The organism is Paenibacillus sp. S-38 (assembly GCF_049942825.1).
GTDB lineage: Bacteria > Bacillota > Bacilli > Paenibacillales > NBRC-103111 > Paenibacillus_G.
In genome coordinates, this window is sequence record NZ_CP187970.1 from 5,821,267 (window position 1) to 5,837,767 (window position 16,501).

The following is a 16,501-nucleotide window of genomic DNA, read 5'->3' on the forward strand; positions in this document are numbered from 1 at the left end:
AAAAGTCGCATCTTTATCGCCAGCCAATACGCTCGGCCACGGCGGCCACGATCTCGTCGCGCCACCGGATCGCCGTCGTTCGGTTACAGAATAATCTATGAGCTATCCCATCCCAGGTAAGCAGCTGCGGGTTGGTCCAGTACCGGAGCTTCACCAGCTCCTGTTTGTCCGGAGTCAACCGGAAGACTACGCCTTCGATTGCATCCACAATCATCTGCATCTGCTCGAGTTGCCGGTGCTTCATGATCATCGTCCCGGGGCATCCGGGGGACTTCTCATTCAGCAGCTCGTTCTTTACCCGGACGATCTCTTTTCTAGTCTCGTGGTAAGCAGCAAGCTCCGACTCCACATGATGGAATGTACCCTTCTTGATCTTTATCTGACTCATCCCCCGCACCCCTCACCGTATGATATACTGTGGTTGTGCGTTACTACTCAAATCCTAGCCCCGCCGATCCTCCCAAGATCGACGGGGCCTTTTTTTATCTAACGATGAATCCGAGCTTCGAAAGCTCCCGCTTCTCGACTTCGGTCCAGCCGCTGGAGGACTGCGGGCTCACGCCGGTGATTGACCGGAAGGCGCCCTGCAGGACCAGGACGGACTGATTCTCGAATTTAGCGATGTAGTTTCCTGTTGCATGCTTGTGGTATACGATGGTGTACATGATTATTTGCCATCCTCCTCGAAAATGAAATGCTCGTGCAAGAAGTCCCGCAGCACCTTGGCGTGCCAGGTGTTAAGCCAGATAGACTTGGCTGGAACCACCGCGCCCTGCTCACCTTCAAACTCTTGCTGTGCTTCGAAAATCGTTAGGCTGCCGTTACTCACCATGGCCACTACGGTATTGTTCAGGGCCGCCGCCACTGGCTTCTTCGATTTCACTTTCATTGTTCATCCCTCCGGATATTCTTGGATTGCTTCGAGCTGCTCGTCGCACTCTGCGTCAGACCACTGATCCATCACGTGCTCTTCGAATCCCGCTGCTCTAAGAATCTGCCGACTTGTTTTATCGATACGGTAGACCTTCCACTCGCCGCTATCAAGCTTGCTCTGTGCTTTTTCCGGAGTTACCCATCCATGTGATCCATCGGGATACACCGTTCTGATATGTCCAGTCTCATAACCGTCTTCATCCCGGTGAAAAGAGATCATCATGTTGCCTACCGACGAGCACTTAACAAACTCGCAACCATCGATATCCTCGATCTGAAAGTTCTTAACGTGATTCATACAAAAGCCTCCCTTTGTTCAGTTGTCAAAGTTGCTCTGTAAAAACGTGTATTACCAAATTCCCGCCGTGCATGCTGACCGTGTCCAGGAACCGATATTCCTCGATATCTTCTGTAATGCGGTGCCCTGTGCCATAAAGTAAAATTACGATCTTCTCGGTTTCTTTCAGATCGGTGTCGACCAGGGCGTAGATATTGATCCCGCCATACTGTTCTTGGGCCGAGAGTACTCGTGAACCTTTGGGCAGTTCAAGCAGCTGCTTGTTCTGGAGCTCGATTGGATATTTATAGATCGTTCGCATTGGATTCCTCCCATGTCCCTCCGTATTCAAACTTGTCCGTTACTCCGATGTTTGAATTATTGCAGCAATTTCTGAACACATAATGACCATCCTTGATCCCACATGAAGCGCGGCTCCCTCTTTCAGAGAGATATTAGATAGCATCTTATCGATACTATTTTCATTCTCAAAAATTATCGATTGTCCGCTTTTAAGAATGATCTTGTATTGAACTAATTTCACCTTTTTCCCTCCCCATGTATTTGAGCGCTCATTTTCTTACACTAGCTGCATTTCCAGTTGATGACTTCCTTTGTAAGGGACCTCTGATCTGCAGAGTTCCGGCAGGTTTGCTTTCACGAGGGCTTCAGCGAACGGAGGCGGCACTGAGTTTCCGCACCGTGCAACCTGGGCTGACTTCGGATATCGTTTGCCGACTGCATCCCGATCGATGATGTACTCTTTCGGGAAACCTTGTGCCGCAAAGAGCTCTTGAGGCTCGAGCATTCTCATGCCGATATCGACGATCTGGAAATCTTGTCCTTCCACTGTAACCAAGCCGAACCGATCTTTGGTCACCACTGTATGCAGTGGGTCCTTGAGTTCTTGGCCAATTCCGGTACCGTAATAGGCCATCAGGAAGGTCCTGACCTCTCCTACATGCAGCCCCCCTGCCGTAATGGTTGGCATAGGTTCGGTTACCGGCTGGCCGTCCTGGCAGGTCCCGCGTAGCTTGATCAAGTTGCTTGTGACGATGGCTGTTTTGCCTCCGCCGCCGGCCATTACGGTTCCGGTCGGCTCCTTCATAGAGCTGCCTACCGATTCACCAAAATGCCTGGCGAGGAACGCTGCAGCTACCGCGAATTTATTTCCCCCGGCTGTAACTGTGCCCACCGGTTTGTCGAGGTCCAGTACTCTGGGATCTTGACCCTTTCTCTCCCCGTACCCCATTTGTATTAGGGATGGGCTGATAAGAAGGTGCTCTGCCTTAGTCGTTACCGTAGTTAGGGGATCGTTCACCTTGTACTGAAGCCGATCACCACCAAAACCAGTCTGGCCGATGCGAACGATAAACGGCTCCGGGTTGTCGATCACAAATCTCTGAATGCCCCGGGCTATTCGACGTAAAGTGTTCTCGGCAAGCGGCTTACTCCGTTCGAAGATGCTGGGGCATGGAATCGACCAATCGATGATTTCCGCCGCTGTTCGCCATGGCTTCAGCTTCTTCGCCTTCACCGGCAGGCTTTCCGGGTTCCCGTGTGTAGGCTGCGGCCAGACGATCGGGCGACCGTCGCAACGGGCGATCAGGAAGAGTCGTTTCCGGATAGTTGGTGCTCCATAATCACAGGCTCGAAGCTCTCTCCATTCCACCTCGTAGCCTTGCCGGCGTAAGGCATTGACGAATGACCTGAAAGTACGGCCCTTCTGCTTCGGGTCCGGCCGACCGTCCTTTAACGGCCCCCAAGATGTAAATTCCTCGACGTTCTCGAGAATGATCACCCGCGGGCGGACAGTTGCAGCCCACCGCAATGCAACCCATGCAAGGCCCCGAATATTCTTGTTTACTGGTTTGCCGCCCTTGGCTTTACTGAAGTGCTTGCAGTCAGGTGAGAACCAGGCAAGCCCTACCGGACGACCAGCTGCTGCTTGCCTCGGGTCCACGTCCCATACCGATTCACAATAATGCTCGGTCTCCGGATGATTTGCCTCATGCATGGCGATCGCCGCAGGGTCATGGTTAATTGCTACATCAACGCTGCGACCGATCGCTAGTTCAATGCCTGTACTCGCTCCGCCGCCGCCGGCGAAGTTATCCACCACAATTTCTCTAAGCAGCTGCATTGGAACCCCTCGTTTCAGCGAGATAACTTTAAATATCGGGATCCTCGTCTTTAGTATCCTTGACCCCCATCTTCAGTAAGAGGATGAGAAAGGCGAGGACCAGTGCCAGAACCACCAGTACCGCTCACGTTGTGGTAAGCTGGAAGATGGAATGCATCCACGGTCATTCCTCCAGGTACCCACTTACCGACTCGACCCAGTTGAACACGTCCCGTGCTGTACCGGTTTCTCGTGGGAAGTAATCCTGGAGTGCCTGCTCGATGGTGGAGAGGCGCTTGATCTCCTTCGCCTGCCGCTCGATCGTGTCCGCCATCTCCTGCAGCTCAGAGACCTTAACGAGCTGAAGCACGAGTCCCTGCGAGATAATCACCTGGAGTCCTTCCTTCAGTTCTTGCACCTGTTCGTTGTTCATTTGGTACCTCCGATCTTCATGAGCTCAAAATTGAGATGCGTCTTCGATATACCGAGCCGGCGGGCGAGCTGCTTACGACTTTCGGTGTATCTATAAGCCTGCAGGTCAGACCGTTGCTTCTCTGTTAGACTGAACGAGCCGACCAGTTCCGTTAGGCATACTTCGTTAACCGGCAGGTTCCGAGGGCGATCCGCCGGTACCCTTGGTATGCGCTTCTCAATAACCTCATAGGGGACATCCAACACTCGGTACTCCATTTTTTTACGAACACCGCTTTTTTCAAGCATGCCAAACTTAACGAGCCGATTCAGAAGAGTATTTATCGCTTTAGAGTTATCCCCTGTAATTTTGCGCACCCCAGATTGAGTTTTGTGGATGCGTACGAGTTCCAGTACCTTTGCCTCTCTTGCTGAGAGCTGCCGCTTCATAGCGCACCTCCTGGGGAGGCTGGCGCCTCCCGCTGTGATATTGAATTACCCTAGCCTGTCTTTCGGATCCGTTTCAGAGTCGATGTGTGCCGGTGAACCAGAACCATTTCCGTTGAGGAGTCTCGTTCAATGAACCAGTTATCAGGGTTCAGCTTGGATTGAGAGATGAACTTCTTCTGTGCTCGTGACGGCTTTTTGAGCTGTTTCATAGCGCACCCTCCTTAGTCGAAGATCATGCCTTTGTTGACTCTATCGACATCATCCGGAGTGGCTCGCTGGACCAAAAATGGCTGCCCTTTGATCCAGATGATATCTTCTTCTTTCTCCTGAATACTGAGCATCCGCTGCTCGATCCTCTTATCGTTCTCCACTTACGCCGCTCCGTTCTGTTTCAGTTTCTCGGCCACACGCTTTTTGTACTGTCCCCAATCAGACTGCAGTTTCGAGGAGTTTACGCCGTACTGAGCGGCGATCTCCATCCAGGTGCGTCCGGATTCCTTCTTGTACTGGAAGAGCTCCGGGTCGAATTCGACGTCATCGAAGCGGGGCTTCTCCTGCAGGATGTAATCCTCGATGGCTTCCTTGCTTGGCTCCGATCCGTCGTCAGCGGCGCCGGCAGCTGCATCACCAGCGCCTGCCTCCTGGCTGACGGCCTCGGAAGCCTGTCCGGATTCGTCCGGAGCACCGTCTTCCGCCGGCTGCTGATCCTGCTTTGTGGTCTGCTCAATGACCTCTTCCACCGCTTGAGCGACCTCTCTCTCAGCCTGTAGCCTACCTTCTCGCCACTCGTTCCACTTAGCGGCAAGGGGAGCCACACGGCCGCAGTACTCGTCCAGGATCTCGGCCAGGCGGCCAGTCGACACGTTCAGGTCGGAAGCAAGGCGGAGGTAACTGTCGCCGTCTGCTCGCCGGGTTACGATCTCGATGAAGTCATAGTTCAAATCGGAGTACTGAGGCGCCAGGCCCGCGATGATGAATTCCTCAACGACGCTGCGCGGGAGCTCCGCCGCTTCTTCTTTGATCTGCTGCTTCTCTGGCGGGAGGCCCAGGTCCATCTCTACCTGCTTGCCTTCCTCCTTGACCTCGCTGACGACACCCGTTTCGTCCACCTTGTACTTGACGACCGGCTCGTTGGTCTTCGCATTCATCCGCACCCGGTAGGAGATCACCTGAGAGTCAACGGCCAGCGCTACCTCCTGGTCGATCATCTCGTTGAAGGCCTCCAGCTCGCCAGCGCTCATCCGGACGGTGCTCTCGAACACCAGGATCTTCTTGCCACCTTTTCTAAGGTCTACTTTCAGCAGCTTGGCTTTGATATTTGCGAACATGGTGATCATCCTCTCAATTTTTGTATGATTTCCTGCTGGACCTTGATCAGCTTCACCGGCTCGTGCATTGCCCGGACGATCTGAGCGAGCACATAGGCGTCGGTGACGTTGTTGCTCTTGTGCTGGAATCCCCAGCGTTTGTATACCTCCACCGCGACCGCTTCCTTCCCGGCGTTCCCCCCGGAACCCGTGAATTTCTTCAGCTGAGATGGAGCTACCTCGGTATATCCGATCTTTCTGGCGAAGAGGTTGAGCCGGATTCCCCAGCCAATGCCGCCCATCTCAAAGCCGCGCTGGCTGGCAAATCCGAAACCCTCTATCGCAACCCGGTCGCCTGGCTGAATCAGCCGGCTCACCTGGCAAATCAGGTCATGCATCCTTCCCGGATCCACCTTTCCCGCTCCCTCAATTTCGCGGGCCTCCCAGATCTCGCCGTCCTCATCCAGGACCACGTATCCGGTTTTCGTGCTGGGGTCAAGCCCAATGTATCTAGGCATCCTGCAGCACCTTCTCGAGCTCCAAGACAGCTAGCATCATGCCGGACATCTTCCCGGTCATAAAACCATTGGCGTAAGCGACCGACTCGCCAGGAATTAACTGCCTTTCCTGCCGTCGTGCCTTAGTCTCGAGATCATCGATCACTCTTTTGATGGCCGCCTTCAAATTCGGATCCATGCGGTTTCACCTCCAGCAGCTCAGGATTCTCATAGATGTTTCCGATAACTTTGTGATCCGGGTACCGCAAGTAGAGCGGGATATCCAAGAATCTCTTCAATCCGGTCACTTTGAAGCAGCCGTCCTTGAATTCCACGACACCGACTTCGGAAGACTTGCCCCAAGCGCAGATAATGATGTCCCTTTCGAAAATCTCTTTCCCTTCCTGGTCTATGACACCAGAAAATTGCATAACCGGCACATCGTAAACGCCATGGTTAATCGTTGCCGTGTTGTAATACAGGTCATCGAAGTCAAAGTGAATCATGCCCGTTGTTTTGTCCCAAGCCCTGAACTTGTATGGCCTCAATTTCCCACCGCCCTTACGCAGCTGAGCCCGCGCCGAACTTTCCGCGCTAAGATATACCTGCCGCCGAGAACAAATACTTCCCCGAGCGGGGTCCCATCGATGTGGATCACAAATCGATATTTCGTCTGGAACAATGGGTCAATCATGCGTCCACCTTCTTGTACCAAAGTCCTTGGATGCACTGCCTCATCCGGAGGTAAGCACCCCAGGCAGCTTGCTCGTTGTGATAGGGGGAGCCGAACGGTCTTCCGTTGAACGTGAGTCTATACATTGAGATTCTCCTTTCGATCGAGTTTGCTGCAGTTCTCGCGCAGCCTCATAGCGAACCATTAAGTCATGCACCGGATCGACGGCAATCCAGTAAAGCTGAATCTTGTCCATTCTACGCACCCCATGTCCGCCGCTTAGGTGTGCCTGCCGGCGGCTTCCGTGGTGGTGACTTTGGCTGCTCTTTCGCCTGATCCTGATGAGAACGGTCCAGGGTGACGAACTTGTTGTAGTTCTTCAGGAAGGCCAGCTCCACGGTTCCAGTCGGGCCGTTCCGTTGCTTGGCGATGATGATCTCGATGACATTCTTCTTTTCGGACTCTTTGTCGTAGTAGTCATCCCGGTACAGGAAGGCGACGATGTCCGCGTCCTGCTCGATCGAACCCGACTCCCGAATGTCCGACATCATAGGCCGCTTGTCCTGACGCTGCTCGACGTTTCGGCTCAGCTGGGAGAGGGCGATTACCGGCACGTTCAGCTCGCGGGCAATTTGCTTCAGGGTGCGGGAGATCTGGGATACCTCTTGCTGACGGTTCTCCTGCTTGCCTGTCCCTGAGATGAGCTGCAGGTAGTCGATCAGTATCATACCGAGTCCTTTCTCCTTCTTGAGCTTCCGGCATTTGCTCCGGATCTCCGCCACTGTGAGAGATGGGCTGTCGTCGATCATGATATTCGCTCCAGCCAACCGACCAATGGCCATGGTGACCTTTTCCCAATCGTCACCCTCCATGTTCCCGGACCGCACGCGGCTGGCGTCGATGTTTCCTTCGGCGCAGATCATCCGTTGCACAAGCTGCTCTGCCCCCATTTCGAGAGAGAAAACAGCAATCGTTTCGCCCGTCTTGATGCCGGCGCTCTGTGCGATGTTCAAGGCGAAGGCAGTCTTACCGACCGACGGCCGGGCCGCGACGATGATCAGATCAGACCGCTGGAATCCGGAAGTCATACGGTCCAGATCCGGGAAGCCCGACGGGATGCCAGTGACTTCTCCGGTTCCGGCCTGGCGGTTCATGTAGCGGACCTCCAGGTTCTCAAAGGCCACTGCGGCTACGTCAGATATCATGCGGAACGCCTTACCCTTTGGCTTGCGTTCAGACAGCGCTTCGGCCGTCCCCTGCAGGTTAGCAATCAGCTCGTCAGCGTTTGACTCCTCGTCTGCACCCAGCTTCCGAATGGCTGACCTGGCCTGTCTTTGGATCGCCTTCTCACGGACGATATTTGCGTAGTGTTCAACGTTGGCTGCCGTTGGCACTGCTTTGGCCAGATCAGTCAGGTACGAGACGTTGCCAATCTCCTCAAGCATTTTCCGGCGATGCAATCGATCTCCAAGGATTATCACGTCAAGCGGATCATCGGCATCGGCGATATCCAGCATGGACTCATAGATCGTGCGATGCTTTGCCAGAAAGAAATCATCTGGCTGAATAATTTCCATCAGCGTGACGATCGTATCTGGATCAATAAGGGCTGCGCCTAGGACAGCCTGCTCAGCTTCCAGGCTGTAATGCTGCTCAGTGTAGCCGTTGCCGTTCGCGTGCTGCATCCAGTACCCTCCTCACTTCCTCCCGAACGTGGTCCGGGCAAGGTACCGCTTTGGCGGTCCATTCTTTCAGATTGGCCAGATGCTCCTGTGCTTCTCGCTTCAGCGCATCGTGGTAGCGTCCAATTTCGTCTGGCTCAGGTTCTAGTGGCTGCATAAGCACCGCTATCGCTGGCGGATACTTGTTTCCCGCGATGACATATCGTCTCAGGTTTGAGAGGGCCACATCATACGGCGTATCCTTCAGGTCACTGTGCAGATCTTCGATGAACTCCACCAGGTCGTCATCATCGACAGGAACTTCGTAATTCGGGTAACGCCGCTGAATTCTCACAAGCAATTGCGATAACTCAAGCTTGTCCACGTTTTTTTTCCTCCTCACCAAATCGTTTGAGTGCTTCTAGCTGCCTCTGCTGCTTGCTCTTACGTTCCGGTTTCGGTGCGGAAGGACGGAGCTCTTCCACCTCGCTCGGATCGTAGGACTGGTTCAAGCTATCCTGAACAAAGTCCCATGATTCCAGGATTACGGTCTTGCAATAGGCGAAGGTACGGATGCTTTCCCGGACTCGCTTCTTGTACTTGTTGTGCTTGGCGAAGGCTAGATCAATCCCAAACAGTGCAAACTCCAGCGGAATGGGCTTGCGTGCCACCTCGAGAGCAGATTCCCAGTCGGCGTTACTTCCGATCAAACGCCTCCGGCGCTGATTGAAGTAATCCTCAAGGGTCTTGGCTCTCTGTGCGATGGTTTCTGGATCAAGGTGTATTTGGCTTGCAGACAAGGAAGCTGCAACGGACGACGGAACCCCGCACCTTGATCTCAAAAATTCATCGTCGAGATCGTCTATCAGTCTATCAATCAATATCTCTGTAATATCTTTATTGCATCGGACATTTTTGTCCGGGGGATCGGACATTTCTGTCCGATCACTGCTGGACTGATCGGACATTTTTGTCCTATCATCGACTTGTGATCGGACATTTTTGTCCGCGAATTTCTTCGAATTCTTGACGGTAAGAATCAGGCCATTTGGAGCTCGAGTCACCTTGATGTATTCGTGGGTCTCCAGGTCTTTGATCCACCGTCGGATGGTTTTCTCGTTCACATCGAATATCTCGGAAAGTTCAGTCGTCTGGATTGGCTTATTCCCTAGCACCACGCCCCAGGTAACTCCATCCCTTTCTATATCCTTGGTCGTGGAGCTAATGCACCATAGGAATAGCCACAGTGCTGAACCTATTTGTTTGTAGTGTGTTGGCTCCAATAAACCCGAGAATATTGGAAAGGGGTAGCTGCCTGGCACTCATATCACCCCGCGTACCTGTTGTTTGTAGGTACCAGTGTTGCGTAATCAGGAGACCAGGAAGGCGGCCCGTACTTCTTAAGGTATCCGAGACGATTGATATACCCGCTAACGCTCTCTTCAGCATCCATGGCCTTCAGCAGCTCCCAGGTTGCCATAACGTCGTTCAGCGCCCTGTGAGCACCTGTGAGGGCAATATCGTAGCGATCGCACATGTCAGTGAGCTTATGAGGGTACACGTGCCTGTCACGGCTGATTGTGCAGGTGTCGATGAAGGAATTACTGTATGTCTTGCCTGAGAGCCGCATAAGTGAGTAGTGGAGGAATGCCAGGTCGAATGCGGCATTATGTGCGACTAGGAGGCTGTCACCGATCAAGTTTCTCAGGATCTTGAAGGCGAGCAGCTCGTCCATACCACCTGAGAGTAGACCAGGTGTAATTCCAGTCAGCTCGATGATTTTGGGGCTGAGTCCGCCGGGGATGTTCTGACGGACAATCGTATTAAATTGCGAAACGATCTCGCCGTTGGTGCAGCGGATCGCGGCCATTTCGATTACTCTGCAGCCTTCTGCATCCAGTCCGGATGTCTCGAAGTCAAATACCGTAACGTCATTAAGAATGCTCATGAGTTCCTCCCGCGGTCATCCCGCAAATAAATAAAGGGATAATGAGCCCGGACCACCGTAAATCCTGGGTAAGTCCGGGCAAAATAATCTTTGACCTCTTGCTTGAAGCGTTGCGGTTGATCCTTCACTAACTCCCAGAGTTCCTGCCGGATCATCGACTTCATGACGGGTGGTCCGTCGAAAGAAACGTCAGCTTGTCTTTCCATCTTCGAAGTCCAAGAACTCTTGACTCAGGTCGCCGGCTCCGTCTTTCGGGAATCCAGTATCGGGATCCCTTTCCACATCGATCGCACCGTTGTTGACGGCCTCCTCAGCAGTGTCGCTCCAGTCGGTTACGTCAATAACCTCAGACATGTCATCGGATACCTCTCGCTTCGTCGTCTCGTCCATCGATACGGCCTTCTGAAACTCCACGGAGATTGGCATGTATTTCATCAGGGCCTTAAGCACCGTCTTCTTCGCCATCTCATCGAAGTGGTCCACCCAGGGTCCGAACTTAGCTTTCGAGAACTTGTCACGGTGAAGCTCGATGTCCCGTTTACTCATAACCATGAAGGAGTAGCCGCCATCCTTGAATTTCGCGTAAGCATAGTACTTGGTAACGGGTCCGCGGTCACCGTCCGCCGGCACATGACGGAGCTTTTCATTGATGCCGTATTCGTATTCGAACAGGTCCTTCTCGTGAACCGCTTGAGACATGATGCTGGAAATATGGCCAGTCCGGCGGGCCAGCTCGATCAGTCCCTTGTAACCGATCTGGAACTGCGCCTCGTCGACGAAGTATTCCTTGTTCCCTTCCTTCTTTTTGTTGCGATAGGGTACCAGGTAGGCATGTCCTAAAATGGAGGGTTCCAGGCCCAGCTGGGCGCACTGCATAACTGCGCCGAGCAGGGACTCTGGGGTGCATACTTTCAATTTGGGGTTGGTCCGGATGGAGGTCGTTGCGATGCGCAACAACCTCTCCGGCGTGAGGTGTTTGGGAATAGCCTGGGCGATAGCCGGCTTCATCTCATCGAAGAGCTGGGCAATCGTCTTACCCTGGCCATTTCCTGCCGCGGCCTTGTTGGCCAGTGCCTTGCTGAGGTCTTTCTGATCTGTTGCTTTAGCGGGTGCTGCCATGGTTATTCGTCACCTCCGACAATTTTGAAGCTTCGGACGCCCTTCTTATTGGACTTCCAGGAGAATACCGGTTCGCCTTGGAACCAGGCCATTTCATGATCACCCATGACGGCCTTCATGCGGTTCTTTGCCGTCTCGTGAGTCTCCTCGGCGTTCTTGAGGGCCTTCTTGCTGTCCAGGACCATCCGCATGAGATCGTAATTCTCTTCACCGAGCTCGATATTCGAACCGGGCCGCGACTCTGGAAACCGATCCTTGAGGAGTCCTGTATCCTGGTGTCCGTAAGCGGGCGGCTGCTTGGCCAATACGTGGTTATGCCAGAAGTTGTACTCGATCTCGATCAGGTTCCCGATCAGTTCTTCATCCCTCTCGATGACCCGCCACTGGAAGTCCCAGCCGCCGATCAGGACGGCCACATACCAGCGAACCGCCCCGGTGACGGCCATGTAGTGATTACACTGCAGCATGTACTCCACAGGTACCTTCTCGCCGGCCCACTCGTCACGGTTGTATTCGGAGGTGTTTTTGATCTCGAGCCCCTCGTTTTTCCCGATAACCCAGCGGTCAATGTTCGCCAGCATGAAGTCGTGTTCCCGGTGCTGGAAGATCGAGTGCTGCTGCATGACGCGGATCCCGGTTTCTTCGGTGAACCATTTGGCGATCAGCGGCTCGAGCATCCGTCCGGCTTTCATCTTGTCGTTATCCTCGAGGGGAGGCAGCTCGCCGATCTTATCCAGGTAGACCGCCATCGGCGATCTGTACTTGGAGAGCTCGCAGATCGCGGCAACGTCGCTGCCGCCAATTCCCTTTCTGCGAAACTCGAGCCAGTCTTCCTTTGGCATGTCCTTCACACGGGCCAGCTTGAGAGCTTGCATTGGCTACGCCTCCAGTCTGAGGTGATCGGCGAAGTACTCGCCGTCAGTATTCACATGATGGTAGTTGCCCTTCTCATCGATGAGCACGAGCACTTTGTCGTACTGCTCGTCTACCGGGTAAGACTTCCCTTGGAGAAAGAACGGCTTTGCAGTGGCTTTGCAACTAACTGCCTTAACGGATTTCATCTCTTAGCGCCTCCAATGCGGATTCCAGTTCTTCGATTCGGTTTTGTGCTTCTTCAAGCTCTCTCTCGAGCTCATCGGCCTCGTCATCGACATGGTCAAATGCTGCCTCCAAAGCTTTCCAAACAGTGCTGCCAATGTACTCTTCGTTCTCATCGAGCGTAGTTTCGAGGCGATTCATGAGATCGGATTTTGATTGCCTGAGTGGCATATTTTTCAACCCCTTGATGTAGAGTCCGCCAGCATGTTACACTGGCGGCAAGTTGATTTTTGCGAAGGCCCGCCTGCCAGCGGGCTTTTTTTATTGGCCGGGATCCCCATCTATCAGAGGATCTGCCGTCCGGCCCCGGTCAAAGTACCGAGCCCGTTACATTGTTCTCACCCTTCCCTATGTACTGCGATGTGGCTTGGCCGCATCTCCGAAGGTCCGGCGTACCGGACCCTCACCAGATATGGTCAAACTGCGGAGGTGATGATTTTCTCATCCGCTCTATAGAAAGCATCATCAGCTATTGCCTTGGAGCACCTGGTGCATATCCGTTTGAATGGTGCGTACTCCTTCATGGGCTTGCCCAAACCGCCGCAGATCGTGCACCCTGGGGAGTACTTCCGCAGGATTACTTCGCCTTCGCTGGTGAATACTTCAAGTGAATCGCCGAGGCCGATTTGAAGGGTCCTTCTCAGCTCGATCGGGATCACGATTCTTCCAAGCTCGTCGACCTTTCTTACAATGCCGGTTGCCATTCTCATTTGGATGCAACTCCTTCGCTCATTTTGATTTCACGTGTGATCACGTAACGCGCATTCGTCTCTTGGCAGCTGGGGCAAGCTGGTTCTTCAATCTCGCCAGCTTCTATCGCATATCCCAGGCAGCACTCCTGGCATTCGTAGAAGTCATAAATGATCGAGTCAGGCATCCGGCGCCGCCCCCTTCCCACGAACAGCCGTTCTGTGGTAAAATGACAGCACGAGGACTCTTAACCGGGATCTCAACGAGGCTCGCCCCCCAAGGCGAGTCTTTTCTATTTCTGCCGCCTGCTCCATTTCGCGATCGGATTCAGCGATCAGAACGTCGATCAGCTCCATGCCTTCGATTACCGTCACATTCTTTTTCCAGGCGAGCATCTGTTTACGCCAGTCGTTTTCGGTCATCAGTTCACGCATTGGGCGTTCCCCCTGTCATAATAGAATTGGTATCGTTTTGGTGGGTTCTTGCACACCCACATCCAGTTTTCGTATGTTACGGCGTCCGGAACTTGTTTTCCGTTCTCGATCCGGCTAACCGTTGATTGAGTCAAAGCTAGGTAATCGGCCAGCTGCTCTTGCGAGTAATGGGCTTTCATGCGGAGCTGGCGCAGTTTTTCGCTTACCTCCCGTGTGGAGATCATCGCGCTCACCTCCTTTCCCATTTATGCTGAATCCGCATGGTACTCTGTCAGCCGAGGGGTTATGATTGGTTTATCAGATCACATCCCCCTCACCTCCCCCCACAGCCCGTCGCCCTAGGAGACGGGCTTTCCTCTACCCTTCAAGGCACTTCCCGCTTCAACCAGTTGATAAAATCCACTTTGAGTACGCAGTATGGTTTTTCTCCCCCATTAGCCAGCGGAAAGTCCGGCCGATTCATCACCGAGTATGTGTGGCTGGTGGACCAACGTGTCATTTCAATGATGTCGTTCGCCGACAGCAGATCCGGATAATCTGCGAATGGCTCCCGCGGCTGCTCCTTTTTAAGAAGCATCTCCGCCAAATTCCCCAATAGCTCCATCACCTTATGCTCGTAAATCGTTGGTTGATTTTGCGCCATCTCTAATCGCATCTCCTTTCATACGTGCTCCACTTTCGATCCCGTCCAGCATCTCCAGCAGTTCCTCCAGGTCCACCACCGCGTCCTCGATCGTGTAGCCTCGGTTCAGATTTGATTGAAGCCCTACCATGACTTGAAGCGCCTGGCACTTCGCTTCGACTACTGACCACGCTGTTTGAACGTCTTTCATAGGTCACCGCCCTTAAACAAAAAAAGTGTTCTACTTTACGTGGAAGTTTTCCTCATAAAAAACCGTTGCTGGAACCTCCAAAACACGAGAAATACTCTCTAATTCGGTAGTACTGATCGGTCTTTTCCCGTTTTCTTTCATGTTATAGCTTGATACAGTCATATCTAGTCTTTCTGCAATAAAGGTTTGAGACATCCCCTTGGATTTTCTAAGAGCTCTGATTTTTTCATGCAGCAACATCTTTCTATCACCGCCTCTCTTTCACGTTTCGTGGAATCCGTTAACCAAATTATAGTTTCACTAAACGTGGAAGTCAACCATAATTTTAACTTCTTGTGGATTTTATTTCACTCAAAGTGAATTGTTGATATCATATGGAAAAGAAAATGGGGATCGAAAATGAAAACAATGGGCGGGAATGTATATGAGTTTAGGGAAAAGATTGAGGATTGAGCGTGAGAGGAATGGTTGGTCGCAACTATACGTTGCCGAGAAATTAGGAATAACAAACACCGTCCTATCTAATTACGAAAGAGATTACAGAGACCCTGATACCGAAACCCTTAAGAAATTAGCAGACCTATATGAAGTGTCGGCAGATTACCTACTAGGGAGATCTGAATATTCAGCCCAGACTACAACCGACCCCCTGGATGATCCGAGTCGAAACATCCAATTTAATGGATGGGATAAACTGTCCCCGGAGGATCAGGAGGAGATAAAGGCATTCTTTAGGGCCAAGATAATGATCAGAGAAGCTGAGGAAAGAGATAGGCGCAATAAAAATAATTGAGGTGCCGAATTGGAAAATCACAATACAAGAAAAATTGAGCACGCACCTATTAAAGTTGAAGGCCCACCAAAAGAATCAAAGCAGCCAGTAAAAACACCTGGTTGTTTGAACTTTGTTGCCTGGTCCGCGATTATTTTGGTCGTCATCGTGCTCATGTCTCTCGGTAAAGATGATGTAGAGACCACATCCACTTACCAACCAACTCCTGAAGAAGTAGCCCAGAAGATAAAGACAGAGAATGAAGAAAAAGAAAAAGCAGCAAAAGCTGCCGCCGAATTAGAAGCTAAGAAAAAAGCCGAAGAAGAAAAAGCAGCTAACGGCTATGCTCTCGGTGAAACCGGAGTAATACATGGTCATAAAGTCAAAGTAAATAGCATCAGAAAAGAATCCCGTATCAACGAATTTGAGAAGCCGGCAAAGGGCAAAGAATTCGTTATTGTCAGCGTGACTATAGAGAATGGCAGCAATGAGGAAATTTCATATGACCCTTGGTTGTTCGACATTTTAAATAGCCAAGGACAGATAACCAATCCACACTCATCAAATTTAGAAACTGGAAAGTTAATTCCTGGCGGGAAGGTCACTGGGGAATTGGTTTTTGAACAACCGATCGGAGACCCTAAGCTCCAAGTCATTTATAAATGGAATCTCTTCTCCAAGGAAACAATCAAGTTGAATTTACAATAATCTAAGCCTTCGGGCTTTTCTTTTATAGCAAAAGGCGAACGTATATTCGAAAAACGACTCGCTGCCGAGGTGGATCATGAATTTGACAAAGTATCAGACCACGCACCTGGAAGACTTCGTGGACGAGCTTTATCGAAGGCTCAACGTTTCTAGCCCAGAGCAATTGACTGTTGAGTATATTTCAACAGCTTTGGGGATTCGGGTTGATTACGCGCCTATTAGCTGTAGCGACGAATGTGGAGGTCGTTTCATTATTTATTTGAATTTTAATCTCCCTCCAAGTGATCACTTTAAAGAATTCCTTCATGAACTTGGCCACGCAATGAGACATGAGGGGAATCAAATACATATGCACCCTCTCATGCGGGAATGGCAAGAATGGGATGCAGAAAACTTTGTACTCTACGCGAGCATACCTTTCCTCCTGCTTCGTAAAATGGAACTCCCGAGAGACCAACATTCAGCGATCGAACTTATCGCAACTACATTCAGAGTAGATCCAGAGATGGCACACACACGATACCATCAAATTTTACGTAGGATATATTGTTCAATGTGGAGGTAATTT

At 51.9% G+C, this 16,501-nt stretch carries 35 protein-coding genes; 3 read left to right on the plus strand and 32 right to left on the minus strand.

The window, feature by feature from the left end; genetic code table 11:
• Positions 1 to 13: 13 nt before the first annotated feature.
• The 32 genes from ACP26L_RS25675 to ACP26L_RS25830 all read right to left on the minus strand — a co-directional run bounded on the left by ACP26L_RS25675 (position 14) and on the right by ACP26L_RS25830 (position 14,693).
• Entirely contained in the window at positions 14 to 388 is a 375-nt protein-coding gene (locus ACP26L_RS25675; protein ID WP_426447595.1) for a transcriptional regulator, read from the minus strand.
• Between the two features lie 94 nt (positions 389 to 482).
• Positions 483 to 665, minus strand: a complete 183-nt coding sequence (locus tag ACP26L_RS25680) for a hypothetical protein (protein ID WP_426447597.1) — start codon at positions 663 to 665, stop codon at positions 483 to 485.
• Positions 666 to 667: 2 nt separating this feature from the next.
• On the minus strand, positions 668 to 889 hold the full coding sequence (locus ACP26L_RS25685; protein ID WP_426447599.1) for a hypothetical protein: 222 nt from the start codon (positions 887 to 889) through the stop codon (positions 668 to 670).
• A gap of 3 nt (positions 890 to 892) precedes the next feature.
• A complete protein-coding gene (locus ACP26L_RS25690; protein ID WP_426447601.1) occupies positions 893 to 1,231 on the minus strand; it encodes a hypothetical protein in 339 nt (112 codons plus the stop codon).
• A gap of 25 nt (positions 1,232 to 1,256) precedes the next feature.
• Positions 1,257 to 1,532: a DUF7352 domain-containing protein gene (locus tag ACP26L_RS25695; protein WP_426447603.1), complete on the minus strand. Its 276-nt coding sequence runs from the start codon at positions 1,530 to 1,532 to the stop codon at positions 1,257 to 1,259.
• A gap of 39 nt (positions 1,533 to 1,571) precedes the next feature.
• Entirely contained in the window at positions 1,572 to 1,754 is a 183-nt protein-coding gene (locus tag ACP26L_RS25700) for a hypothetical protein (RefSeq protein ID WP_426447605.1), read from the minus strand.
• Positions 1,755 to 1,790: 36 nt separating this feature from the next.
• Positions 1,791 to 3,353, minus strand: coding sequence for a DNA cytosine methyltransferase (locus ACP26L_RS25705; RefSeq protein WP_426447607.1), 1,563 nt, complete (start codon positions 3,351 to 3,353; stop codon positions 1,791 to 1,793).
• A gap of 163 nt (positions 3,354 to 3,516) precedes the next feature.
• Positions 3,517 to 3,765 carry a hypothetical protein gene (locus ACP26L_RS25710; protein WP_426447609.1) on the minus strand — a complete coding sequence of 83 codons (249 nt, stop codon included), beginning with the start codon at positions 3,763 to 3,765 and terminating at the stop codon, positions 3,517 to 3,519.
• Positions 3,762 to 4,193, minus strand: coding sequence for a hypothetical protein (locus ACP26L_RS25715; RefSeq protein WP_426447611.1), 432 nt, complete (start codon positions 4,191 to 4,193; stop codon positions 3,762 to 3,764). Before ACP26L_RS25715 ends, ACP26L_RS25710 begins: the two co-directional genes overlap by 4 nt.
• 50 nt (positions 4,194 to 4,243) lie before the next feature.
• On the minus strand, positions 4,244 to 4,402 hold the full coding sequence (locus tag ACP26L_RS25720; protein WP_426447612.1) for a DUF6906 family protein: 159 nt from the start codon (positions 4,400 to 4,402) through the stop codon (positions 4,244 to 4,246).
• A gap of 12 nt (positions 4,403 to 4,414) precedes the next feature.
• Positions 4,415 to 4,564, minus strand: coding sequence for a hypothetical protein (locus ACP26L_RS25725; RefSeq protein WP_426447613.1), 150 nt, complete (start codon positions 4,562 to 4,564; stop codon positions 4,415 to 4,417).
• Positions 4,565 to 5,521 carry a 2-methylcitrate dehydratase gene (locus tag ACP26L_RS25730; RefSeq protein WP_426447615.1) on the minus strand — a complete coding sequence of 319 codons (957 nt, stop codon included), beginning with the start codon at positions 5,519 to 5,521 and terminating at the stop codon, positions 4,565 to 4,567. It lies immediately after the preceding gene.
• A gap of 5 nt (positions 5,522 to 5,526) precedes the next feature.
• Complete coding sequence (locus tag ACP26L_RS25735; protein WP_426447617.1) at positions 5,527 to 6,018, minus strand: hypothetical protein; 492 nt, start codon at positions 6,016 to 6,018, stop codon at positions 5,527 to 5,529.
• Positions 6,011 to 6,196 (minus strand): hypothetical protein, encoded by a 186-nt coding sequence (locus tag ACP26L_RS25740; RefSeq protein ID WP_426447619.1) that lies wholly within the window; start codon positions 6,194 to 6,196, stop codon positions 6,011 to 6,013. The genes ACP26L_RS25735 and ACP26L_RS25740 overlap by 8 nt, the downstream gene beginning before the upstream one ends.
• Entirely contained in the window at positions 6,153 to 6,503 is a 351-nt protein-coding gene (locus tag ACP26L_RS25745; RefSeq protein WP_426447620.1) for a YopX family protein, read from the minus strand. Before ACP26L_RS25745 ends, ACP26L_RS25740 begins: the two co-directional genes overlap by 44 nt.
• Positions 6,504 to 6,687: 184 nt before the next feature.
• Positions 6,688 to 6,816, minus strand: a complete 129-nt coding sequence (locus ACP26L_RS25750) for a hypothetical protein (protein ID WP_426447622.1) — start codon at positions 6,814 to 6,816, stop codon at positions 6,688 to 6,690.
• 111 nt (positions 6,817 to 6,927) lie between these two features.
• On the minus strand, positions 6,928 to 8,355 hold the full coding sequence (gene dnaB / locus ACP26L_RS25755) for a replicative DNA helicase (RefSeq protein WP_426447624.1): 1,428 nt from the start codon (positions 8,353 to 8,355) through the stop codon (positions 6,928 to 6,930).
• Complete coding sequence (locus tag ACP26L_RS25760) at positions 8,324 to 8,716, minus strand: hypothetical protein (protein WP_426447626.1); 393 nt, start codon at positions 8,714 to 8,716, stop codon at positions 8,324 to 8,326. Before ACP26L_RS25760 ends, dnaB begins: the two co-directional genes overlap by 32 nt.
• The gene (locus tag ACP26L_RS25765; protein ID WP_426447628.1) at positions 8,703 to 9,455 is read right to left on the minus strand and encodes a hypothetical protein; all 753 of its coding nucleotides are present in this window, start codon (positions 9,453 to 9,455) and stop codon (positions 8,703 to 8,705) included. Before ACP26L_RS25765 ends, ACP26L_RS25760 begins: the two co-directional genes overlap by 14 nt.
• Positions 9,456 to 9,658: 203 nt before the next feature.
• The gene (locus tag ACP26L_RS25770; RefSeq protein ID WP_426447629.1) at positions 9,659 to 10,279 is read right to left on the minus strand and encodes a 3'-5' exonuclease; all 621 of its coding nucleotides are present in this window, start codon (positions 10,277 to 10,279) and stop codon (positions 9,659 to 9,661) included.
• Positions 10,276 to 10,443 carry a hypothetical protein gene (locus tag ACP26L_RS25775; protein WP_426447631.1) on the minus strand — a complete coding sequence of 56 codons (168 nt, stop codon included), beginning with the start codon at positions 10,441 to 10,443 and terminating at the stop codon, positions 10,276 to 10,278. The genes ACP26L_RS25770 and ACP26L_RS25775 overlap by 4 nt, the downstream gene beginning before the upstream one ends.
• 25 nt (positions 10,444 to 10,468) lie before the next feature.
• Positions 10,469 to 11,398: a recombination protein RecT gene (recT, locus tag ACP26L_RS25780; protein ID WP_426447633.1), complete on the minus strand. Its 930-nt coding sequence runs from the start codon at positions 11,396 to 11,398 to the stop codon at positions 10,469 to 10,471.
• A 2-nt stretch (positions 11,399 to 11,400) separates the two neighbouring features.
• Positions 11,401 to 12,273, minus strand: coding sequence for a YqaJ viral recombinase family protein (locus tag ACP26L_RS25785; RefSeq protein WP_426447634.1), 873 nt, complete (start codon positions 12,271 to 12,273; stop codon positions 11,401 to 11,403).
• A 3-nt stretch (positions 12,274 to 12,276) separates the two neighbouring features.
• The gene (locus tag ACP26L_RS25790; RefSeq protein WP_426447636.1) at positions 12,277 to 12,459 is read right to left on the minus strand and encodes a hypothetical protein; all 183 of its coding nucleotides are present in this window, start codon (positions 12,457 to 12,459) and stop codon (positions 12,277 to 12,279) included.
• On the minus strand, positions 12,446 to 12,637 hold the full coding sequence (locus ACP26L_RS25795; RefSeq protein ID WP_426447638.1) for a hypothetical protein: 192 nt from the start codon (positions 12,635 to 12,637) through the stop codon (positions 12,446 to 12,448). Before ACP26L_RS25795 ends, ACP26L_RS25790 begins: the two co-directional genes overlap by 14 nt.
• 275 nt (positions 12,638 to 12,912) lie before the next feature.
• Positions 12,913 to 13,206, minus strand: coding sequence for an AbrB/MazE/SpoVT family DNA-binding domain-containing protein (locus ACP26L_RS25800; protein ID WP_426447640.1), 294 nt, complete (start codon positions 13,204 to 13,206; stop codon positions 12,913 to 12,915).
• Positions 13,203 to 13,373, minus strand: coding sequence for a hypothetical protein (locus ACP26L_RS25805; RefSeq protein ID WP_426447642.1), 171 nt, complete (start codon positions 13,371 to 13,373; stop codon positions 13,203 to 13,205). The genes ACP26L_RS25800 and ACP26L_RS25805 overlap by 4 nt, the downstream gene beginning before the upstream one ends.
• Positions 13,366 to 13,620, minus strand: a complete 255-nt coding sequence (locus tag ACP26L_RS25810) for a hypothetical protein (RefSeq protein ID WP_426447644.1) — start codon at positions 13,618 to 13,620, stop codon at positions 13,366 to 13,368. Before ACP26L_RS25810 ends, ACP26L_RS25805 begins: the two co-directional genes overlap by 8 nt.
• Positions 13,608 to 13,844: a helix-turn-helix domain-containing protein gene (locus tag ACP26L_RS25815; protein WP_426447646.1), complete on the minus strand. Its 237-nt coding sequence runs from the start codon at positions 13,842 to 13,844 to the stop codon at positions 13,608 to 13,610. Before ACP26L_RS25815 ends, ACP26L_RS25810 begins: the two co-directional genes overlap by 13 nt.
• A 140-nt stretch (positions 13,845 to 13,984) precedes the next feature.
• Positions 13,985 to 14,263, minus strand: a complete 279-nt coding sequence (locus tag ACP26L_RS25820) for a hypothetical protein (protein WP_014371614.1) — start codon at positions 14,261 to 14,263, stop codon at positions 13,985 to 13,987.
• Positions 14,229 to 14,453: a hypothetical protein gene (locus ACP26L_RS25825; RefSeq protein ID WP_426447648.1), complete on the minus strand. Its 225-nt coding sequence runs from the start codon at positions 14,451 to 14,453 to the stop codon at positions 14,229 to 14,231. The genes ACP26L_RS25820 and ACP26L_RS25825 overlap by 35 nt, the downstream gene beginning before the upstream one ends.
• A 30-nt stretch (positions 14,454 to 14,483) precedes the next feature.
• The gene (locus ACP26L_RS25830; protein ID WP_426447649.1) at positions 14,484 to 14,693 is read right to left on the minus strand and encodes a helix-turn-helix domain-containing protein; all 210 of its coding nucleotides are present in this window, start codon (positions 14,691 to 14,693) and stop codon (positions 14,484 to 14,486) included.
• Between the two features lie 184 nt (positions 14,694 to 14,877).
• On the opposite strand from ACP26L_RS25830, the gene ACP26L_RS25835 reads away from it, so the two are divergent.
• The 3 genes from ACP26L_RS25835 to ACP26L_RS25845 all read left to right on the plus strand — a co-directional run bounded on the left by ACP26L_RS25835 (position 14,878) and on the right by ACP26L_RS25845 (position 16,498).
• Positions 14,878 to 15,246, plus strand: a complete 369-nt coding sequence (locus ACP26L_RS25835) for a helix-turn-helix domain-containing protein (RefSeq protein WP_426447651.1) — start codon at positions 14,878 to 14,880, stop codon at positions 15,244 to 15,246.
• Positions 15,247 to 15,255: 9 nt separating this feature from the next.
• Complete coding sequence (locus ACP26L_RS25840) at positions 15,256 to 15,933, plus strand: DUF4352 domain-containing protein (RefSeq protein ID WP_426447653.1); 678 nt, start codon at positions 15,256 to 15,258, stop codon at positions 15,931 to 15,933.
• Positions 15,934 to 16,009: 76 nt separating this feature from the next.
• Positions 16,010 to 16,498, plus strand: coding sequence for an ImmA/IrrE family metallo-endopeptidase (locus ACP26L_RS25845; RefSeq protein WP_426447655.1), 489 nt, complete (start codon positions 16,010 to 16,012; stop codon positions 16,496 to 16,498).
• The last annotated feature ends 3 nt before the right edge of the window (positions 16,499 to 16,501 follow it).